The sequence below is a fragment of the Streptomyces sp. NPDC050535 genome (assembly GCF_044457665.1).
GTDB lineage: Bacteria > Actinomycetota > Actinomycetes > Streptomycetales > Streptomycetaceae > Streptomyces.
In genome coordinates this window covers 74,855-94,987 of the sequence record NZ_JBITHE010000010.1, presented here as the reverse complement: position 1 = coordinate 94,987, position 20,133 = coordinate 74,855, and the positions used below count along the sequence as shown (strand labels likewise).

Below are 20,133 nucleotides of genomic sequence, written 5' to 3'. Positions count from 1 at the left end.
CGTCCCGGGGGCATGCGAACGGAGAGCTCTGTGCGAATGTCCGACATCCAGCGTTGCGAGATCCGGCCCGGATGTCTCGTGGAGTGGACGCTGCATCCGAGTTCCGTCGAGGCCGCGGCCGCACTGCCGGACGACGGCAGGCCACCGGCGTACGTGCAGGAGTCGCACGTCCGGACCGCGCGACAGGTGCGGGAGGACGGCCTGTTCGTGCCGACCTGGCTGGGCACAGCGTTCGACATTCCGGGGAAGGTCGATCTCGACGTCCTCCAACAGGCCCTGCTCGACTGGACACTTCGGCACGAGACGCTGCGCAGCGGCTTCCGCTGGATCGGCGACGACATGCGCCGGTTCACACTGGACGCCGAGTCGGTCGTACTGCACCGCGAGGACGTCGGCGAATTCGCCGAGGCGACCACCCTGACCCGCTACCTGCAGGACCGTTTCGACGTCGCGGCGGACGCGCTGAACTGGCCGAACTTCATCTACACCGCGGTCGTACGGGCGGACGGCGCGAGTGTCTACATGGCGTTCGACCACAGCAACGTCGACGCGTACTCACTGCACCGCATGGCCGCCGAGATCCACGAACTCTACGAAGCGGGCATCGAAGGCCGCACCGTGGCCGCTCAACCGGTCGCCAGTTACGTCGACTTCTGCGCGATCGAGCGCGCGCAGGCCGACGAGATCGACGACACGCACGCGATCGTCGCCCGCTGGCGGGAGTTCATCGCCCAGTGCGGCGGCAAGCTGCCGGGGTTCCCCGTCGACCTCGGTCTCGACGACGAAGGGCCCCTGCCCGAGCAGAGGTTCATGTGCGAGATGCTCGTGGACGACCCGGACGCGGCGGCCTTCGAGGCGTACTGCCGGCCCTACGGCGGCAGCCTGGTCGGCATCCTCGCGGCCACCGCGCTCATCGTCCGCGAGATCGGCGGGCAGGAGGTGTACCGCACCGTCGTGCCGTTCCACACCCGGGCGAAGTCCAAGTGGTCGGACTCGATGGGCTGGTACGTGGGCGGCGCGCCGATCGAGATCCCGGTGGCCCGCGCGACGGACTTCGACAGCGCGCTGGGGATGGTCCGCGCCGCGCTGCGGGAGAGCCGGCCGCTGTCCCGGATGCCCATCGCCCGGGTACTGCGGCTGCTGGGCTCCGACTTCCGGCCCACCTCCCCCGACCTGTACTCGATCGTCTCGCTCGTCGACTCGCGCGGCATCCCGGGCTCCGAGCGGTGGCAGGAGCTGAAGGCGTACGGGCTGATCCGGATCTCGTACGGCGACCAGGTGTGCGCCTGGCTCACCAGGGTCCACGAGGGACTCCAGTTCGCCAGCCGCTACCCGGCCACCGACATCGCGTACAAGAACATGCGGCTGTACGCCGAGGGGCTGCGGGAGCACATCGTGTCGGTGACGCGCAGCCGCGAAGGGGAGTTGGCCGCCCGCGCCCGGGTCTGAGGTGCGGGGCGGCGGCCACGGGCGCGACCCCGGGACGAGTCCCGGACCCCGGCCGCGCCCGCCCGACTTCTCAACGCCGTTGGCGGATACCCGCGTTCGTCACAGACGGGCCGCGTCCACCACGGCCCCCAGGTCGACGAACTTGAAGCCCGTCGCCGTACGCGTGCCGCCTTCTCCGTCCGGCACCCCCGGGGTCTCGTCGCCGTCCTGCACGACGAGCAGTCCGCGCGGATAGCGCTTGCCCAGCGGGGAGTTCAGGACGGCCGCGCCGTCGCACTCCTCGACGCTGTCGAGCGTCGCCGAGGCGGCACCGACGCGGAAGCCGCCCTCGTAGGCGTTGCCCTTGCGGTCGTACAGCGCGAAGGTGTTGTCGCCCTGGCTGGAGGCGAGGAGGTAGCCCTCGCCGCCGCGCTTCTGGAGCAGGGTCAGGCCCTCGACGTCGGCCGACAGGCGCTTGCCGCCGTAGCCGGGGTCGGCGCCTGCCACGCACTCCTCGGTCGTCTCGTCGTAGACGCCGGGGACGCCGAACTCCCTGGTCCTGTCGACCAGGACGGGCTTGCCGGTGAGGTCGGCGCGCAGCCGCCAGATGCCGATGTCCTCCTGGCCCGCGTAGAGCGTGCCGGTGGCCGGGTCGACCACCATCCCCTCGACCTGCGGGAGTTCGCCGGGTTCGGCGCAGGGGCTCCACGAGGTGCCGTCGGGCAGCCGGAAGGAGGACGGCAGGTCCAGGGTGCGCACCTTGCGGTAGCCGACCTTGCCGCCGGCGGCCGGGACCAGTTCGAGCAACGCGAGCCGGGTCCGCTCCCGCTGGCTGACCAGCGCGTACGTCCGTCCGGTGGCCTTGTTCGTCCAGGTGGCGAGGCCGTACGCGGTCCGCTGGTCGTTGATCTCGCTCTGGTCGACGGAGAACACGGGCGCGGCGGCCGGGTCGGTGATGTCGGTCAGCGGGCCGCCGCGTCGGGAGGGGTCGACGCGGTAGACACGCAGCCGGTCGTTGCCCCGGTCGCTCACCACCGCCACGTCGGCCCGGCCGGCGGAGGTGCGCAGTCCGGAGACGAGGTCGACGTTGTTGAAGCGGCCCGGGGCGTCGTCCTCGGCGGGCGGCTTCGGGGCGGCCAGCTCCTGGACCAGGCGGGCTTTCAGGTCGTAGACCTTCAGGCCGCCCTCCTTGGCGGTGGCCACGACGAGGCTGCGGCCGGGATCGGCGGCGTTGCGCCAGATCGCCGGGTCGTCGGCGTCGGAGTTGCCGCCCGCCTCGTCGTCGTACAGCGCGGCGGTCTCGCTGGTGGCCCGCACCACCGGCAGGCCGGAGGTGCCCGCTCCGGCGGGGGAGGTCGCGAGGAGGGAGACCAGCGCGGTGCCCAGGGCGAGGACGGCGGCTCGCCGCGGGGCGCGGTGTGTTCTCACAGGTCTCACGGGCGCTTCCTTACTGTCGGTGACATGCCGCGACGAGTGTCGGGGCCCTGCCGATAGTGCGTGGGGAATCTTGCGCCCAGAGGACCAACAACTGTCCAGGTCGCCATGAGGAGTTCAGCGGTACGTCAGAGTAAGTTCGGCTGAAGTGGTGCGGGCCCGAGCCCGTCGGTGAGCCGGTCGGCCGGCCCTTGCTCCGGACATCCCCTGTGGTGGACATCAACGGCCCGGCGTACGAGGCGCGGTGTCGCCGCGCGCGACGCGCCCGGCGTTGCCGGTTCTCGGCGCCGGTGGCACGTGGACGAGCCAGGTCAGCGTGAGCATCAGGTCCAGGCGTTGGGCGGGGTCGTCGAAGAGATGCCCGGTCAGCTCGGTGATGCGGCGCAGGCGGTAGCGGACGGTCTGTTCGTGGACCCGCAGCCGCCTTCCGGTGGTGACGGCGTTGTCGCCGGACTCCAGGTAGGTGAGGAGCGTGGCGAGGAGCGGGGCCCGGCGGGCCGGGGGCAGCGCCAGCAGGGGGTTCAGGAAGGGCGACGCCGTGGTGCCGATGAGGTCTTCCGCGCGGGCGGCGGCCAGCAGCGCCGTGTGGTCGGACGCGCGGACCGGCCGGCCCGACGGGAGGATGCCCCGTTCGACCAGCAGCAGGGTGTGGCGCGCCCAGCCCAGGGAGGCCGCGGCGCCGGACGGGGGCACGGTGGGCCCGATCCCGGTGGAGCCGAACGGAGCGAGGAGCGTGTGCAGGCGTTCCCGGCCGAGGGTGTCGGGGTCGGGGACGATCAGGTAGGGGCCCGGCGGGTCCCAGTTCGGCAGGATGTCCGGGGGCAGCACCCGGCCGGACGGCTGCGCGCGCGGCGCCGGCGGCAGCGCCACGGCCGTGAGCGTGTGGGGTACGGCCCAGCCGGCGGCCCCGGCCTGGGCGGCGAGCGCGTCGGGCGCGGGCGGAGGTTCGCGGAGCAGCAGGTCACGCAGCCGGGTGCGGTGATGGGCGCGGTCGCTCGCCATGAGGCCCTGCTGACGGGCGTACCCCTGCGCCCCGGCGTCGGCGGCTCTGCCCAGCAGTTCGAAGAGGTTGTCGGTGAGGGTGGCGAGGGTCTCGCGCGGCCAGGAGAAGCGGTAGGCGTCCTTGATGAACCGGCGGCACACGATCTGGCCGCTCAGCCGCAGCGCGCTCTGCAGCAGATCGGCGCTGCGGCCCCGGATCGCCGCCTCGGCGCCCAACCGGGTGTAGAGCGCGCGGAGTTCGGCCGCGCGCGGTTCTCTGCCGCGGAACTCGTCCCGGCCCAGCGAGTCGACGAAGTGCGCGACGGTCTCGCTGATGACGGTGTGGACCATGTGCTCGTAGTCGCCGTCCAGGGGCTGGCCGGTGCCGAGGACATGGATGCGGACCTGGTGCTCGATCTCCTCGACGGCGTCGTGGAGGTGCGGGCGCAGCAGGTCCGACACCGTCCCTGACACCGGCGGGGCCAACGGTAAGTAGGTCACTCTCGGATGCTCCTGGCGTTGCGGCAGGACCGTCAACTCACCTGAGTGATAAGGCAGGTTCCGGAAACTGTGGGCCGCGGCCAACCCTGCGGGGAACCGACAACCACCGCCCCGAATTACCCGCCGCCCCATACAGCGGTGCCCGCCCCGCCGCTTCCACCATTCCTCTCGAACCCGCACCCCACGAGAGGAACACCCCCATGCGATCCTCCACGAGGTCAGCCGCGGCAAGGCGAGTCGGCGTGCTGCTCGCCGGCTTCTCGCTGGCCGTGGCGCTCGGCGTCAACAGCCCGGCCGGCGCCGCCGCCAACCCCTACGAACGCGGCCCGGCCCCCACCGAGGCGAGCGTCACCGCCTCACGCGGGACCTTCGCCGTGAGCCAGTTGAACGTGCCGTCCGGCAGCGCGACCGGCTTCAAGAACGGCACGATCTACTACCCGACCTCCACCACCGCGGGCACCTTCGGCGCGGTCGCCGTCATCCCCGGATTCGTCTCCCCGCAGGCCGTGATCCAGTGGCTGGGCCCGCGACTCGCCTCGCAGGGGTTCGTCGTGTTCACCCTGGACAGCTTCAACGGCACCGACCTGCCGGAGGCGCGGGGCCAGCAGCTGCTCGCGGCCCTCGACTACCTCACCACGCGCAGCTCCGTGCGGGACCGCGTCGACGCCAACCGCCTCGCGGTGATGGGCCATTCGATGGGCGGAGGCGGCACGCTCAGGGCCACGGTGAGCAGGCCGGCCCTCCAGGCGGCGATCCCGCTGGCGCCCTGGGAGCCGGACACCACCTGGGAGGGCGACAGGGTCCCCACGATGATCATCGGCGCGGAGAACGACGCCATCGCTCCCGTCGCCTCGCACGCGATCCCGCAGTACACCAGCATCACGGCCGCCCCGGAGAAGGCCTATCTGGAGCTCAACGACGCGGGGCACCTCGATCCGGCCAGTGAGAGTCCGACCGTCGGCAAGTACGCGCTGTCCTGGCTGAAGCGGTTCGTCGACGACGACACCCGCTACGACCAGTTCCTCTGCCCGGTGCCTGCGCCGAACACCAACATCAGCCAGTACCGGGGCACTTGCCCCAACGGCTGACCCGTCGGCGCGAGGGGCATGCCCTGGCGGTGTGCCCCTCGCGCGAGTCGCGTCAGCGACGCGTGGTGGAACCACTCGTACGGCTGAGGCAGTCTTCTCTCCCGTGGCCACACTTCCGTCGCAGAGCGCATCGAGCACACCCGGCGCGTCAACTGCCGCCTCCGCGCACATGATCGTGTCCGGGGACGACGCCCTGGCGCACCGGCTGGCCGCCGAACTGCGCGGGGTGTACGGCGAGCAGGTCACCCTGGTCGTGCCGCCCGCCCAGCGCAGTGTGCGTCCGCCGGTGGTGGGGCGGACGCGGGCCACCGCGCTGTTCGGCCGGGTGTCCGCCGCGGTGAACCGGGCCGCCGGGAACGGCGATGCCCCGACCGTCCGGACGGCCGAACCCCCGCGTACCGAAAGGGTGTTGGAGGCCGCCGAGCTCACCGAGGCGGTGCTCACGGACGCGGGGCTCGAACGGGCCGCCGCACTGGCGCTGGTGTACGACGACGACGAGACGAACATCAGGGCCGCGCTCACCGCCCGGCGGATCAACCCGCGGATCCGGCTGGTACTGCGCCTCTACAACCGGCGCCTGGGCCAGCACATCGAGGCGCTCCTCGACCAGGCCTCGGCACTGGCCGCCGCCTCGGAGGGCGCGGACGGCGGAGGGTTCGACGCGTCCACCACCGTCCTGTCCGACGCCGATACCGCCGCGCCCGCGCTGGCCGCGACCGCCGTGGCAGGCACCAGCAAGGTCGTCCAGACGGACGGGCTGATGCTGCGCGCGGTGGAACGCCCGCCGCCCGCTCCCGGCGAGGTCGCCGACCCCGGACTGTGCACGCTCGCCCTGCTGTCCACCACCGCCAGCGACCCGGCGGGCGCCGACGGGTCCGAAAGCAGCGGCGACCAGGGGCCCCGGCTGCTGCCCGACGAAGGAGCGGTGGCCGCCGCCACCGGACGCGGAACCGTCGTACTGGAGACGGTCTCCTACTCCGGCCCCTCCTCGCCCCCGGGACGCAGCGTCGTACCGTTCGGCTCGCTGATGTCGCGGCGACTGCGGTGGTCGTTCGCCGGGCTCGTGGCGTGTGTGATCGCCCTCGCGATCGCGTCGATGGTCGTCACCGGGGACCATCCGCTGCGTGCGACCTACCTGACGCTGCTCGATCTCTTCGGCATCAACGACCCCGCGATCGGACGGCCGATGGGGGAACAGGTGCTGCAGCTCTTCTCCGGGCTCATCGGGCTGCTCCTGCTGCCGGTGCTCCTCGCCGCCGTCCTGGAGGCGCTCGGCACCTTCCGCAGCGGCTCCGCGCTGCGCCGTCCGCCGCGTGGACTCTCCGGGCACGTGGTGCTCCTCGGGGTCGGCAAGATCGGCACACGCGTGCTGGCGCGCCTGCGCGAGCTGCACATCCCCGTCGTCTGCGTCGAGGCCGACCCCGAGGCGCGCGGCCTCGCGATGGCCCGGCGCCTACGGGTGCCCGTGGTGCTCGGGGACGTCACGCAGGAAGGCGTACTGGAGGCCGCGAAGATCCATCGGGCGCACGCGCTGCTGGCGTTGACCAGCGCGGACACCACGAACCTGGAGGCCGCGTTGTACGCGCGGACCGTACGGCCCGATCTGCGGGTGGTGCTCCGGCTGTACGACGACGACTTCGCGACCGCCGTGTACCGGACCCTGCGGGCCGCGCATCCGGGTGCGCTCACCCGGAGCCGGAGTGTGTCCCATCTGGCCGCGCCCGCGTTCGCCGGAGCGATGATGGGGCGGCAGATCCTCGGGGCGATTCCCGTCGAGCGGCGGGTGTTGCTGTTCGCGGCGGTGACGGTGGGCGGGCATGCGCAGTTGGAGGGGCGGACCGTGGGGGAGGCGTTCCGGGCGGGGGCCTGGCGGGTGCTGGCGCTGGACACCGGTCCGGGGTCGGCGTCGTCCTCCTCCTCGTCATCCTCGTCCCCGAGGTCCGCGGCCGACCGGGCCTCGGGGCTGGTGTGGGACCTTCCCTCCACGTATGTGCTGCGGGCCGAGGACCGGGTGGTGCTGGCGGCGACTCGGCGAGGGCTGGCGGAGTTGTTGGGGCGGCGGGCTCGGGAGCGGGCCGGAGCGTAGGGGGGCGGGGGTGGTTTTTCGCCCCCTCCGCCCCTTCCCGTCCCGTACTTGGGGGCTGTGCCCCCAGACCCCCCTTTCGCGCTTCGCGCTCGTCGTTCGTCCTCAAACGCCGGACGGGCTGATTCCCCCCACGTGCCTCTCTGCGAAGTCCAGCTCCAGCCTGACCTGCTTGATGCGCTCGTCGACTACCAGGGAGCCGTGGCCCGCCTCGTAGCGGTAGACCTCGTGGACGGCGTCGCGGGCCGCGAGGCGGTCCACGTAGTTCTCTACCTGGCGGATGGGGCAGCGGGGGTCGTTGACGCCGGCCGAGATGTAGACCGGGGCCTTCACCGCGTCTACGTAGGTCAGGGGGGAGGACGCCTCGAAGCGCTCCGGGACCTCTTCCGGGGTGCCGCCGAGGAGGGTGCGGTCCATGGCCTTCAGTGCCTCCATCTCGTCGTGGTACGCCGTCACGTAGTCGGCGACGGGGACGGCGGCGATGCCGAGGGCCCAGGCGTCCGGCTGGGCGCCCAGGCCCAGAAGGGTGAGGTAGCCGCCCCAGGAACCGCCGGTGAGGATCAGCCGGTCGGGGTCGGCGAGTCCGGAGGCCACCGCCCATTCGCGGACGGCCGCGATGTCCTCCAGCTCGATGAGGCCGACACGGTGCTTGAGCGCGTCCGTCCACTCGCGCCCGTACCCGGTGGAACCGCGGTAGTTGACCCGCACCACCGCGTACCCGTGGTCCACCCAGGCCGCCGGGCCCGCCGCGAACGAGTCGCTGTCGTGCCAGGTCGGGCCACCGTGGATGTCGAAGACGGTCGGGAGCGGGCCACTCGTGCCCGCCGGCTTCTGGACGAGGGCGTGGATGCGGCCGCCGGGGCCCTCCACCCAGACGTCCTCCACCGGAACGGACCCCGGGGACTTCAGGCCCGGCGGGTCCAGGACCACGGCGCCCGACGTCGAGCGGACCACCGACGGCTCGGCCGCCGACGACCACAGGTACTCCACGGTGCCGTCGGGCCGGGCCGTCGCACCGGACACCGAACCCGCGGGCGTCGGCACGGGAGTCAGCTCGTGTGACGCCAGGTCGTAACGCCACAGGTCGCTGCGGGCCTCGAAGCTGTGCGCGATCAGAAGTCCGGAGCCGTCCGGATACCACTCGGCGCCCACGTCACCGGGGAGGTCGAGGGCGAGGTCCGTCTCCTCACCGGTCGCCACGTCCCACACCATCGGCTCCCAACGGCCGCGCCGCTGATGCCCGACGAGCAGCCGGGTGTCCCCGTCCACCGGGGCGAAGCCCAGCACCTCGAGGCCCAGCTCGACCGTGCCGCCCTCGGTGTCGTCGAGCTCCGCGACCGTCGAACCGTCCGGACGCAGCACCCGCAGCGCCGAGTGCATCGCGTCGCCGTGCTCGGTGTGCTCGACGGCGATCAGCGAACCGTCGTGCGCGAGGTCACCGACGCCCGCGGACTCCCGGTGACGGTAGATCTCCACGGGGGCCTCGCCGGACCTGGCCACGTAGATCGTCGAGCCGTCCTCGTCCGTGGAGCGCCCCACGACAGCCGTGCGCCCGTCCCGGCCGATCGCGAGTCCGCCGGGGTAGGAGGGCTCGAGTCCCGGAGCGGCGGGCTCATCGGGACCGTCGGAGGTCCCGGAGCCGTCGAAGCGCTGGCGGCGCCAGATGCCGAACTCGTCGCCGTCCTTGTCGTCGAACCACCAGATCCACTCGCCGTCGGGCGAGAGCACCCCGTCCGTCGTGCCGTTCGCCCGGTCCGTGGCCTGGCGCTGCTCACCGGTGGTCCGGTCCCACGCGTACAACTCGTACGTCCCCGTCGCGTTCGAGACGAACAGCGAGCGGTGCGGTGCGTCCTCCGCCCAGTCCGGCAGCGACACCCGCGGCGCCCTGAAACGCTTCTCCCAGTCCGGCGTGGATCCGTCCTGCGCTGCGGCCGCTTTCCCCGGGATGGACCCGTTGCTCTCAGTCATGGCCCCATAGTGCCTGGCCCGCACGACAATCCGCCGCCGAGGTCCCCAGCCTGTGGATAACCGCCGTACCCCGGCGCCCTCCCCCGCCCGGCGGCCCCGTACCTTTGAAGGCGTGTACCGGTTCCTGCTGACGCCCCGCTGGTGGGGGATCAACGTCTTCATGCTGTTGGCCATCCCCTTCTGCGTCTTCATGGGGTCGTGGCAGTTGGGACGGTTCGAGGACCGGGTGCAGACCAGCCGCGACGCCGACAAGCAGGTCGAGGCGGCGAAGACGGAAGCGGCGCGGCCGCTCGCCGAGCTGCTGCCCGTCGACAAGAGCACCTCGGGCAACCAGGCCGTCGCGACCGGCCGGTACGCCGACCAGTTGCTCGTGCCCGACCGCGATGTGGACGACAAGCAGGGCTTCTACGTCCTGACGATGCTGAAGACCGCCGACGGCCGGGCGCTGCCCGTCGTCCGGGGCTGGCTGCCCGGCAAGGCGGACCCGGCGAAGGCCCCGGCCCCGCCCACCGGTGAGGTCACGGTGACGGGTGCGCTCCAGGCGTCCGAGAGCCCGGGGTCGAACGGGGTGAGTGCGGTCGGCGGGCTGCCCGAGGGCCAGACCGGCGCGATCAGCGCGGCGTCGCTGGTGAACCTGGTCCCGTACAAGCTGTACGACGCGTGGATCACCCTCGCCGTCGCCGACAGCGGGATGACGGCGGTTCCCGCGACCGCGCCACAGGACACCGGCCTGGACCTGAAGGCGTTCCAGAACCTCGGCTACATCGGTGAGTGGTTCGTCTTCGCGGGCTTCGTGCTCTTCATGTGGTTCCGGCTGCTGCGCCGCGAGGCGGAGTTCGCCAGGGACGCGGAGCTGGGCCTGGTCCCGGACGCGGAACCGACGCCGGCACCGGCGGGCGCGGACACCGCCGCCGACCGGACCCCGGTCGCTTAGCCAGCCGGCCGGCCCTACCCCGACTCGTCTCGTCTCGTAGCGTCGCGTTGTCGGCGTACCCACCCCGTACCGGCCCGCGGACGACTTGTGGCCGCCTCGTGGCTTCCTCGTGGCCGACGCAGGCCGTCAGCCGTCGGCTACGAGACCTCCGGCGCCAGCATCCCGGTGCGGTACACCGTCCCCGCGCACGCGTTGGCGACCGTCGTGGACGCCGTGGCCGTACCCGTCTGGTCCGTGTGCGAGATGGTGACGCTGCCGTCGGCGAGCCCGTCCTCCGTGACGAGCTGCGTCGAGGTGCCGCCGCTGTCCGTCCCGGTGCCGCCGACGGTGGTGGCATCCGAGGTCGACGGGTCCGGCGAGGGCTCGCTCGTGGTCGGACAGGTCTCCGAGGGCACCCAGGCGAACTTCACGACGTACGAGGCACCCGGCTCCAGGGCCAGGGAGGCGACCTCCGTGGACGGGTCGGGCAGCCCGGTGGCCACGTCGCCCGCCACGTGGTTCACCACACCGACCTTGGCGGAGTCCGCCGCGCCCGCCGTGGTCGTACCGACGGTGCCCGGGCCGCTGACCGCGCACAGGGTGGTGGAGATGTTCGAGACGGCGAAGGAGCCGTAGATCGTGCCGGTGGAGTCAGGGTCGCCGAGGACGCTGGTGGTCCCGCCGAGCTGCTCGGGATTGCACGCGGGCGCGCTCACCGAGGAGACCGCCGTCGGATCGGCATCCCCCGTGGCCTCCCCGCTGGCCGCGCCCTTGCTCGCCTCCGGCGTGGCCGGGCGGCCTGTCCTGTCCGAGTCCTTGGTGGCGCCGGAGGAACCGCCCACCGCACGCTCCCCGCCGTCCGTGGCCTTGCCCTGGCCCGAACCGCCCTGGGTCTGCGAGGTGTTGCCCGCCATGGACGGATCGGCGTTCGATCCTGTGGCGTTCGAGACGTGCAGCAGGGCCGGGACCGCGGTGCCGATGAAGAGCGCGGCCGCCGCCATACCGACCACGGCCTGGCGCTTTCGGGCCCGCCTGGCCGGTACCGCGCGGCGCAGGTGCTCCAGGGTACCGTCGGTGGGCTCGATCTCCCCGACGGCCTCGTGCAACAGCAGCCGCAGCGCCTGCTCGTCCGAGCCGAAACCCTCGGAGCCGAAACCCTCGGAGTCGGGCCCCCCGGCGTCGGGCCCTCCAGAACCGGTCCCCCCGGAACCGACCCCCGCGAGGCCGCCTCCGCCCGGACCGGACTCACTCGAACCTCGCGCGTCAGACCCCTGCGTCTCCGAAGCGTGCCCCTCGGGAGCCTGTCCCTCCGAAGCTGGTGCCTGCGAAGTCCGTCCCGCAGAACCCGGCCTCTCAGACGCCGGGTTCTCAGAACCCGGCCCCTCAGAGCCCTTTCCCTGTGGGCCATGTCCTTCGCGGCCGTGTCCTTCGGGGCCGTGATTCACAATTCCGTTCCCAGTGTGCGATTGCTCGTGCTCGGGGCGTCCGTACTCGTGCTCAGGGCGCTCGTACTCGTGCTCGGGGCGCCCGGGTTTCCCGGCACGCCGCCGTTCTTCGTGCCCACTCATGCCGGCGCCCCCATGGCGATACGGAGCGCCGCTATCCCGCGCGAGCCGTACGCCTTGACCGACCCCAGCGACACCCCGAGCGTCTCAGCGACCTGGGCCTCGGTCATGTCCGCGAAGTAGCGCAGCACCAGGACCTCACGCTGGCGGCGCTGGAGGCCCTTCATCGCCTTGATCAGCGCGTCGCGCTCCAACTGGTCGTAGGCGCCTTCCTCGGCGCTCGCCATGTCGGGCATCGGCTTGGACAGCAGCTTGAGGCCGAGGATGCGCCGGCGCAGGGCCGAGCGCGAGAGGTTCACGACGGTCTGGCGCAGGTACGCGAGGGTCTTCTCCGGGTCGCGGACGCGCTTGCGCGCCGAGTGCACCCGGATGAAGGCCTCCTGGACGACGTCCTCGCAGGACGCGGTGTCGTCGAGCAGGAGCGCCGCGAGACCCAGGAGCGAGCGGTAGTGCGCGCGGTAGGTCTCGGTGAGATGGTCGACGGTCGTTCCGGCGGCCGCGCTGTCCTCGGCGCCGTCACGCTGGCCGGGTATGCGGGAGGGGCGCGCCGCGGGCATCGGCGCGATCACCGGCATGCCGCCGGGCGCACCGGGGCCGCGAAGTCGGCGGGGCGGACGCAGGGCGCTGCCCCTTGTCTGTACCGCTGTGAAATCGAGTACCTCTGCCACGCCTGTTGGACACGCGTCCCCCCGCCAGGGTTGTACGCGTCAGGCATCGCGTTTGCGTCAGGCACCTCTCTTGACCGCGCGTCAAATGCCCTTATGCGCACAAGCTCATCCCCTATGTCCCGTTTTACCGCGACGCCTGGCCACCCCTGAATGGCGACCGCAAAGACGCTCCCCGCCGTCCGCACGGTTGCGGAGGACGGGGAGGAAAATCTTCGAACAGCTGGTGACTCGATTCAAGTGGTGTGGATCATCGACCGCACCACACATCCGGCCACACCGGTCACCTGAAGACCGGGACGCCCATCCGGATGCTCGCACCACACATCCGACACAGATCCTACAAATGAATCCTGCTGCCGCCACCAGGATTCCGGCCGTCGGACACCTGGAACGCGGAAATCACGCCAGGGCGTTACACCTTGAACGCGGAAATCACGCCCGGCCGATCTCCGCCGCCACGAGCTCCGCGATCTGCGCCGTGTTCAATGCCGCACCTTTTCGCAAGTTGTCCCCGCACACGAACAGTTCGAGTGCCGTCGAATCGTCCAGCGACCGGCGTACCCGCCCGACCCAGGTCGGGTCGGTGCCCACCACGTCGGCGGGGGTGGGGAATTCACCGGCGGCCGGGTTGTCGAACAGCACGACGCCGGGTGCGGTGGCGAGGATCTCCCGCGCCTTGGCGACGGTGACCTCGGCCTGGAAGCGGGCGTGGACGGTGAGGGAGTGCGTGGTGACGACGGGGACGCGTACGCACGTCACGGCCACCGGAAGCGCCGGGAGTCCGAGGATCTTGCGGGACTCGTTCCGTACCTTCATCTCCTCCGAGGAGAATCCGTCCTCGGCAAGCGACCCGGCCCACGGCACCACGTTCAGCGCCACCGGCTCGGGGAACGGCCCCGTGTTGTCCCCGACCGCACGACGTACGTCACCGGGCTTGGTCCCCAGTTCCGTACCGGCGACCAGCGACAGTTGCTGGCGCAGGGTGTCGACACCCGCGCGGCCCGCCCCGCTCACCGCCTGGTAGCTGGACACCACCAGCTCGCGGAGCCCGAACTCGGCGTGCAGCGCGCCGAGGGCCACGATCATCGAGAGGGTCGTGCAGTTCGGGTTGGAGATGATCCCGCGCGGGCGCACCCGGGCCGCGTGGGGATTGACCTCCGGTACGACGAGGGGCACGTCCGGGTCCATCCGGAAGGCGCCGGAGTTGTCGACGACCACCACGCCCCGGGAGGCGGCGATCGGCGCCCACTGGGCGGCCACCTCGTCGGGTACGTCGAACATGGCGACGTGGACCCCGTCGAAGGCCTCCTCCGTGAGGGCCACGACCTCGACCTCCTCACCGCGCAGGGCCAGCTTGCGGCCGGCCGAGCGCGGGGAGGCGATCAGGCGGATCTCGCCCCAGATGTCGGCGTGCTGGGACAGGATCTGGAGCATGACCGTGCCGACGGACCCGGTCGCGCCGACAACGGCGAGCGTCGGGCGTTCCCTTCGCGTCGGCCGTTCGGTTCGCGATCCGGTACGGGCCATCAGCGGCCCGTGCCTCCGTAGACGACGGCCTCGTCGCTGTCGGAGTCGAGCCCGAAGGCGGTGTGCACGGCGCGCACGGCCTCGTTCACGTCGTCGGCGCGGGTGACGACCGAGATGCGGATCTCGGAGGTCGAGATCAGCTCGATGTTCACGTTGGCCGCGGTCAGCGCCTCGAAGAAGCCGGCCGTGACGCCCGGGTTCGTCTTCATGCCGGCGCCGACGAGCGAGATCTTGCCGATCTGGTCGTCGTAGCGCAGCGAATCGAAGCCGATGACGCCCTTCGCCTTCTCCAGGGCGTCGATGGCCTTGCGGCCGTCGGTCTTGGGAAGGGTGAAGGAGATGTCCGTGAGGCCGGTGGAGGCCGCGGACACGTTCTGCACGATCATGTCGAGGTTGATCTGGGCGTCGGCGATGGCGCGGAAGATCGAGGCGGCCTCGCCGGGCTTGTCCGGAACGCCGACGACCGTGATCTTGGCCTCGGAGGTGTCGTGAGCGACACCCGAGATGATGGCCTGCTCCACCTTCTGGTCCCCTTGCTGCCGTGTCTTCAGAACGGGTGGTTCGCTGCTGACCCAGGTGCCCTGCAGTCCGCTGAAGGACGAGCGCACGTGGATCGGGATGTCGTAGCGGCGCGCGTATTCCACACAGCGGTGGAGCAGCACCTTGGATCCGGAGGCGGCCAGCTCCAGCATGTCCTCGAAGGCGATCCAGTCGATCTTCCGCGCCTTCTTGACCACCCGCGGGTCGGCGGTGAACACGCCGTCCACGTCGGTGTAGATCTCGCACACCTCGGCGTCGAGAGCCGCCGCCAGCGCGACGGCGGTGGTGTCCGACCCGCCGCGGCCGAGTGTGGTGATGTCCTTCTTGTCCTGCGAGACGCCCTGGAACCCGGCGACGATGGCGATGTTGCCCTCGTCCAGCGCCGTACGGATACGGCCCGGCGTGACATCGATGATCCGCGCTTTGTTGTGGACGGAGTCGGTGATGACACCGGCCTGGCTGCCGGTGAACGACTGCGCGCTGTGGCCCAGGTTCTTGATCGCCATGGCCAGCAACGCCATGGAGATCCGCTCTCCGGCGGTCAGCAGCATGTCGAACTCGCGCCCGGAGGGCATCGGAGATACCTGCTCGGCGAGATCGATCAGCTCGTCCGTCGTGTCGCCCATCGCGGAAACGACCACGACCACCTGGTGGCCGTTCTTCTTCGCTTCCACGATCCGCTTGGCGACACGCTTGATGCCCTCGGCATCGGCTACGGAGGAACCCCCGTACTTCTGCACGACAAGGCCCACGTGCGCTCCTCGATCATTCAGTCTCTGCACCGCACGACAGCGGTCGGCTCAGTCTAACGAGCGGCCGGAATTCCCCTCCGGGGTATCGCATCGTGAGATGTCCCGCCCACGAAGTGATCACCCGGTCCGTCAGGTCAGCGAAGGCCTCCGGCCGCTCCGGAACGGCACCTGCCCGATCCGGACAGCCGCCACGCGAGAAGTGCGCCGTGTCACACCGAAGAGTGCGCCGTGTAACACCGAAGAGTAGTGATTCGTTTTTCCTGTACGAGGGGTCGCTCGGCCGGGGTGCCCCCGGCGCGGCGGCCCCGGTGCGGCGGTCAGCCTCCGGTCGGCAGCAGCGAGGAGTGGTGGTTGACGATCAGCCACTCGCCGCCACGCTTCTCGTACTCGTACGTATAGCGCGCCTCGGCGGTACTCTTCGCGCCGGTCACCGGGTCGGTGAGGTGGAACTCGTAGAACCGCGGTTCACTCGTTGTCCGCCAGGGCCTCCGGGGTGAGTGCGTAGCGCAGTTTGCGGGCGAAGGGAGCGTCACCGAGCGACTGGTTGATGTCCGCCAGGGTCTCGGCCGCCAACTCGTCGGCGCGCACGTCGTTTCCGGCCCGCCGGAGGATCACCACGTGCAGGACACGGGCGTTCAGGGCGAGCAGCGAGGTGTCTCCGTAGTTCGCCCGGCACACCGCCTCGGTCTCCGCGATCTGCTGGACGGCCTTGCCGTACTCACCGGCCTTCCGCCACGCGACGGCGAGTTCCATCATGAGGGTCGCCGTCATCGGATGCTCCTCCCCCAACTCGGCTACCGCGTCGGCGAGTCGTCGCTCGACGACCTCGACGGCGCCCGCCACGAACTTCTCCGACTCCGCCAGCCGCCGAATGGTGCTCAGGGTCAGCCGCGCCTCGTCGGTGTCGGGGTGGTCGTCGCCCAGTACCCGTGCCGCGGCCTCGGCGTTCTCGCGGGCGAGCGTCTCTCCACGCTCCCGTTCGCCGCTCTTCGCCAGCAGATCGGCCATGGTGCTGCGCAGGGGGAAGGTGTCGGGGTGATCCGGCCCGAGGGTGCGCTCGGCGTCCTCGAGCACTCGTGAGCTGAGGGCGAGTGCCCGGCCCGACTCCCCGGCCGCGTCATAGGCGTCGGCCAGCTGGCTCTGGAGCGCACGTGTCGTCTCGTGGTCCGGTCCGCAGACCCGCAGGGCGATGTCCACCGCGCGCTCGCACAGCGACACCGCGCGGGCGATGTGACCGTCGACGGCGTACTGCAGACCGGCCGAGCCGTAGAGGTCCGCGGCCTCGACCGTGTCCGTCTCGAGCGCGGACCGGGCGGCCAGAGCCTCGACATGCGTCGCCCAGACACGGTGGGTGGCCTGCGGGTCACTGTCCTCGTCGGTCACGATCTCCGCGTCCGTGAGCAACATGACGGCGAGGCCGCGCACGGTCTCGACGAGCCTGCGGCTGATCTCCGATCCGCCCAATGCGGGGGTGCGGGCCACCGCCTGCACCAGCCGGTGCACCGAGATCGTGCCGCCGCGCAGCGTGATCATGCTGTGGGCCGCGAGGCGCCGGAGTGCCTCGGTGATCTTCGGCGGACTCCCCAGGGGTGCCAGATACTCACGCGGAATCCCGTCCGGCGCCCACCAGGCGATGGCCTCCAGAATCGTCCGGCACTCGGGGGTGCCGGCGAGCTGGTCGAGTGTCACGCGCCACACCCGGGCCACCGCGCGCTGCGCGTCGCCGCCCTCCGCCGTGGCGGCGTACATGTCCGCCGGATAGCCGGCGAGCAGCCTCAGATACTCTCGCGCGCCGATTCCCGCTTCCCGGCAGTACGCGGCGGCCTGGTCGACGGCCAGCGGCAGGCAGCCCAGTTCGCGGCACAGCTCCTCGACGCCGTCGGCGCTTCCCCGGTGGATGCCGGTGAACAGCTCGACGGCCTCGGCCAGTTCGAGCACGTCGAGGTCCAGGGATTCGGCGATACCGCGCCAACTCGTCGCGCCCCAGCGGCTGGTGATCAGGAAGCGGCCGCCCGGAGCCCGTGCGAGCAGGGGCTCGATGTCGGCGGGGTCGGAGACGTTGTCCAGGACGAGCAGCCATCCGTCGTTGGCGGCCAGCCACTGGAGCGTACGTTCGCGGAAGGCTTCCTCGGACAGGGCGTCGACCAGGGCGGGTTGCAGCGCACGGCCGAGGGCGGCGAGGCCCGCGTCGAGACCGGTCGGGGACTCGGCGGTGATCCACCAGACCGGGTTGAGGTCCGTTGTCCGGCCCGCCGCCCAGTGTGCGGCCAGCGCGGACTTCCCGATGCCGCCGAGCCCGTGCACGGCGTGCACGACCACTCCGCCGGGTTCGCCGAACGCCTGTTCCAGCAGGGCGAGTTCACGTGCCCGGCCGACGAACCGCGCGGCACGCGGGGGCACGTTCCGCACCGGGGAGGTGCAGGGCCCCATCGTGAACGCCTCCGGCGGCAGCACCGTCGCGTGCTCGGCCAGGGTGGCGAAGTCCCCGGTCGCCACCTGGCGGATGTCCCCGCCCGCGGCGACCGACCGCTCGCCGGACGCCGACACCGAACCGTCGCTCACGCGTCCCCCGTAGACGCGCTGCCGATGTCGCCACCGGCGGAGACGGAACGCTCACCGGAGGCGGTGACGTTCCCGCGGGAGGGCGGCGGCCCGGGTGTCGCCGGGGGTACCGGCGACGGTAGGGATGCGGGAGCGGGAGTCGGTGCCGGTGCAGCGGCGGCGGGCGAGGGGCCGTCGCCTGTCGCCGCCGACCCGATGTTCCCGCCCGCGGCGACCGACCGGTCGCCGCTCGCGGCCACCGAGGACGCGGGCGGCGCGGGCGCCGATGACTGCGTGACCAGCACGTACAACGTGAGCGCGAGTCCGACCAGTCCGGCGGCGCCTCCCGCCACACTCGCCCACGGGTCAGCCGCCTCGACATCGAGCAAGCCGCCCACGACCAGCCCGGCGGCCCCCGCCACACACAGTCCGATTCCGGTCCACAGCACTGCCTTTGAACTCATGGAGACATCATGGCGTGCCCGGGGTGTGGATCGTCAGGTGCCGGCGGACAGCTCCTCGGCTCGGTCGGAGCACATGATCAGACGAAGGGCGTCCCAGCGCCCGGCGAACGCGGAGGTCAACGTCCTGGTTCGAGGCCCATGACGACCTCAGACCATGGATGCCGAGCTCAGAGCAGGGCGCGCAGTCCGTCGACCGCGTCCGTGGCGTCGAGCAGCCGGGCACCATCGGGGAGCAGGGTCAGACCTCCGGTGGAGGCCCGGGCGGCGATCCGCGCCTGCTCCCAGATCAGGACGATCTGAAGGATGACCGCCTTGTAGGCGTGATGGGCGTCGCTTCCGCGGGGCTTCCCGAACCGGCGGTAGATCTCTTTGTCCAACACGTTCCGGGCCCGATCCCGTCCCAGTCCGACACCCGTGAACGTCACCACGAACGTGCCGACGGCAAGAGGGAGGATCTCCTCGCCGAGCAACGCCTCGACCCCACCGACTTGGCTCTCAGTCATGAACAGCACGGTACCGACAAGCGTGCCGCCCCCGGCAGGGATCATCGCAACCCGGAACCACACGCGGCATGCCGCTCGGACGGCGAGCCCGAGGTTGAGCGTGATGTGCGTTTGCCGTAGCCCGGGAAGAGCTCGGATGTCGGGGCTCAGGCTCCGGGCTGAACTGCGGAGATGAAGGCGGACCAGGCGGGGGCGGCGACCGTGAGTTCGGGGCCGGTGGGGTTCTTGGAGTCGCGTATGTGGATGGTCGACCGCGGGGCGGGGAGGGCGACTTCGACGCAGGCGCCGCCCTCACCGTCGCTGTAGCTGGCCTTGAACCACTTCAGCTCGCCGTTCATAGCTCATCCACCATCCGCTCGATGAAACGGGCCGACTCGTCTGGGTCAAGGCCCATCATGCGGATCATGCTAAGTCGCTCGGTCTGCGCACTGACGACTGCTGGGTCAGAGGTCAGCTGACTGGCGGACGGGGCCTCCGTGTAGGCGAAGCGCTCGTGATCTCCGGTCTCCAGAAGCACCATCGGTCCGTGGAGCGCGGCGGTCATTGCCCTGCCGTAGGGCAACACCTGGATCGAGACGTTGCGCACCTTCGCCATCTCCAAGAGGTGCAGCAGTTGCTCCTTGTCCACGTAGGGGCCGCGCAGTGCCGCCTCGTACAACACATAGCTGCAGGCTGCCAGCGGCTTGCGCGTGTGGATTCCCTGGCGCTCCAGCCTCGCCATAACCCGTTCCTCGACGGTCTCCTCATCGAGAGGCGGAGTGTGGTTGCCGATCAGATCCCTCGCGTAGACCTCGGTCTGCAACAACCCCGGGATCAGAGCGACTTCGTACCACCAGAGGTTGATCGCCTCACGCTCGTACTGCATGTAGTCCTGAGCACGCGCGGGAAATTTTTCCCTCTGCACGTAGTCCTTGGCCGCGCTGAGCAATCCCTCCGCGTGACACAACTCATCCGCCGCGTCGAGCACGCGCGGTGTCGGCATCCGTACGCCTTGCTCCATGGCCTTGATGGTGTCCGGCGAATAGTTGGCGGCAGCGCCCAGTTCCTCGCGGCTGACGTTGGCTTTCATACGCCAGCGTTTCAGCTGATTGCCGCTGTAGCGCCAGTTGACCGGCGACGGCGTGGCAGAGGAGTTGTACTGGACTGACACAGCGGCCACCTCCGACTGACACACCCC

17 protein-coding genes are annotated in these 20,133 nt (G+C 71.1%); 4 read left to right on the top strand and 13 right to left on the bottom strand.

Features of this window, described 5'->3' with window-relative positions; all coding sequences use genetic code 11:
- Window positions 1–36 precede the first annotated feature (36 nt).
- Entirely contained in the window at window positions 37–1,449 is a 1,413-nt protein-coding gene (locus ACIBLC_RS22795) for a condensation domain-containing protein (RefSeq protein WP_399212949.1), read from the top strand.
- A gap of 99 nt (window positions 1,450–1,548) precedes the next feature.
- Here the strand turns inward: ACIBLC_RS22795 and ACIBLC_RS22790 are convergent, their stop codons facing one another.
- A complete protein-coding gene (locus ACIBLC_RS22790) occupies window positions 1,549–2,856 on the bottom strand; it encodes a phytase (RefSeq protein ID WP_399213183.1) in 1,308 nt (435 codons plus the stop codon).
- 225 nt (window positions 2,857–3,081) lie between these two features.
- A complete protein-coding gene (locus ACIBLC_RS22785; RefSeq protein ID WP_399212948.1) occupies window positions 3,082–4,344 on the bottom strand; it encodes a PucR family transcriptional regulator in 1,263 nt (420 codons plus the stop codon).
- 200 nt (window positions 4,345–4,544) lie between these two features.
- Between ACIBLC_RS22785 and ACIBLC_RS22780 the strand changes: the two genes are divergently transcribed.
- Both ACIBLC_RS22780 and ACIBLC_RS22775 read left to right on the top strand, forming a co-directional pair.
- Complete coding sequence (locus ACIBLC_RS22780; protein ID WP_399212946.1) at window positions 4,545–5,432, top strand: dienelactone hydrolase family protein; 888 nt, start codon at window positions 4,545–4,547, stop codon at window positions 5,430–5,432.
- A gap of 169 nt (window positions 5,433–5,601) precedes the next feature.
- Window positions 5,602–7,518 (top strand): NAD-binding protein, encoded by a 1,917-nt coding sequence (locus ACIBLC_RS22775; RefSeq protein ID WP_399213182.1) that lies wholly within the window; start codon window positions 5,602–5,604, stop codon window positions 7,516–7,518.
- A gap of 102 nt (window positions 7,519–7,620) precedes the next feature.
- Here ACIBLC_RS22775 and ACIBLC_RS22770 read toward each other — a convergent pair whose 3' ends face one another.
- Complete coding sequence (locus ACIBLC_RS22770) at window positions 7,621–9,483, bottom strand: prolyl oligopeptidase family serine peptidase (RefSeq protein ID WP_399212945.1); 1,863 nt, start codon at window positions 9,481–9,483, stop codon at window positions 7,621–7,623.
- Window positions 9,484–9,595: 112 nt separating this feature from the next.
- Between ACIBLC_RS22770 and ACIBLC_RS22765 the strand changes: the two genes are divergently transcribed.
- Complete coding sequence (locus ACIBLC_RS22765) at window positions 9,596–10,417, top strand: SURF1 family protein (RefSeq protein ID WP_399212944.1); 822 nt, start codon at window positions 9,596–9,598, stop codon at window positions 10,415–10,417.
- Window positions 10,418–10,554: 137 nt separating this feature from the next.
- Here ACIBLC_RS22765 and ACIBLC_RS22760 read toward each other — a convergent pair whose 3' ends face one another.
- The 10 genes from ACIBLC_RS22760 to ACIBLC_RS22715 all read right to left on the bottom strand — a co-directional run bounded on the left by ACIBLC_RS22760 (window position 10,555) and on the right by ACIBLC_RS22715 (window position 20,106).
- On the bottom strand, window positions 10,555–11,502 hold the full coding sequence (locus ACIBLC_RS22760) for a hypothetical protein (RefSeq protein WP_399212943.1): 948 nt from the start codon (window positions 11,500–11,502) through the stop codon (window positions 10,555–10,557).
- Window positions 11,503–11,960: 458 nt separating this feature from the next.
- A complete protein-coding gene (locus tag ACIBLC_RS22755; RefSeq protein WP_399212942.1) occupies window positions 11,961–12,629 on the bottom strand; it encodes a SigE family RNA polymerase sigma factor in 669 nt (222 codons plus the stop codon).
- Between the two features lie 432 nt (window positions 12,630–13,061).
- Window positions 13,062–14,156: an aspartate-semialdehyde dehydrogenase gene (locus ACIBLC_RS22750; protein ID WP_399212941.1), complete on the bottom strand. Its 1,095-nt coding sequence runs from the start codon at window positions 14,154–14,156 to the stop codon at window positions 13,062–13,064.
- Window positions 14,156–15,448 carry an aspartate kinase gene (locus ACIBLC_RS22745; protein ID WP_399212940.1) on the bottom strand — a complete coding sequence of 431 codons (1,293 nt, stop codon included), beginning with the start codon at window positions 15,446–15,448 and terminating at the stop codon, window positions 14,156–14,158. Before ACIBLC_RS22745 ends, ACIBLC_RS22750 begins: the two co-directional genes overlap by 1 nt.
- Window positions 15,449–15,765: 317 nt before the next feature.
- Window positions 15,766–15,879: a hypothetical protein gene (locus ACIBLC_RS22740; protein WP_399212939.1), complete on the bottom strand. Its 114-nt coding sequence runs from the start codon at window positions 15,877–15,879 to the stop codon at window positions 15,766–15,768.
- Window positions 15,880–15,913: 34 nt separating this feature from the next.
- Window positions 15,914–18,010: a tetratricopeptide repeat protein gene (locus ACIBLC_RS22735; RefSeq protein ID WP_399212938.1), complete on the bottom strand. Its 2,097-nt coding sequence runs from the start codon at window positions 18,008–18,010 to the stop codon at window positions 15,914–15,916.
- The gene (locus ACIBLC_RS22730) at window positions 18,007–18,453 is read right to left on the bottom strand and encodes a hypothetical protein (RefSeq protein WP_399212937.1); all 447 of its coding nucleotides are present in this window, start codon (window positions 18,451–18,453) and stop codon (window positions 18,007–18,009) included. Before ACIBLC_RS22730 ends, ACIBLC_RS22735 begins: the two co-directional genes overlap by 4 nt.
- Window positions 18,454–18,620: 167 nt before the next feature.
- Entirely contained in the window at window positions 18,621–18,956 is a 336-nt protein-coding gene (locus ACIBLC_RS22725; RefSeq protein WP_399212936.1) for a hypothetical protein, read from the bottom strand.
- Between the two features lie 146 nt (window positions 18,957–19,102).
- Window positions 19,103–19,294 (bottom strand): DUF397 domain-containing protein, encoded by a 192-nt coding sequence (locus tag ACIBLC_RS22720; protein WP_399212935.1) that lies wholly within the window; start codon window positions 19,292–19,294, stop codon window positions 19,103–19,105.
- Window positions 19,291–20,106 carry a helix-turn-helix transcriptional regulator gene (locus ACIBLC_RS22715; protein ID WP_399212933.1) on the bottom strand — a complete coding sequence of 272 codons (816 nt, stop codon included), beginning with the start codon at window positions 20,104–20,106 and terminating at the stop codon, window positions 19,291–19,293. The genes ACIBLC_RS22720 and ACIBLC_RS22715 overlap by 4 nt, the downstream gene beginning before the upstream one ends.
- Window positions 20,107–20,133 lie beyond the last annotated feature (27 nt).

Bases quoted from the DNA above. Each gene is read 5' to 3' on its own strand.
- ACIBLC_RS22795 (WP_399212949.1), top strand. From the start codon at position 37: ATGTCCGACATCCAGCGTTGCGAGATCCGGCCCGGATGTCTCGTGGAG.
- ACIBLC_RS22780 (WP_399212946.1), top strand. From the start codon at position 4,545: ATGCGATCCTCCACGAGGTCAGCCGCGGCAAGGCGAGTCGGCGTGCTG.
- ACIBLC_RS22775 (WP_399213182.1), top strand. From the start codon at position 5,602: ATGATCGTGTCCGGGGACGACGCCCTGGCGCACCGGCTGGCCGCCGAA.
- ACIBLC_RS22770 (WP_399212945.1), bottom strand. From the start codon at position 9,483: ATGACTGAGAGCAACGGGTCCATCCCGGGGAAAGCGGCCGCAGCGCAG.
- ACIBLC_RS22750 (WP_399212941.1), bottom strand. From the start codon at position 14,156: ATGGCCCGTACCGGATCGCGAACCGAACGGCCGACGCGAAGGGAACGC.
- ACIBLC_RS22730 (WP_399212937.1), bottom strand. From the start codon at position 18,453: ATGAGTTCAAAGGCAGTGCTGTGGACCGGAATCGGACTGTGTGTGGCG.
- ACIBLC_RS22725 (WP_399212936.1), bottom strand. From the start codon at position 18,956: ATGACTGAGAGCCAAGTCGGTGGGGTCGAGGCGTTGCTCGGCGAGGAG.
- ACIBLC_RS22720 (WP_399212935.1), bottom strand. From the start codon at position 19,294: ATGAACGGCGAGCTGAAGTGGTTCAAGGCCAGCTACAGCGACGGTGAG.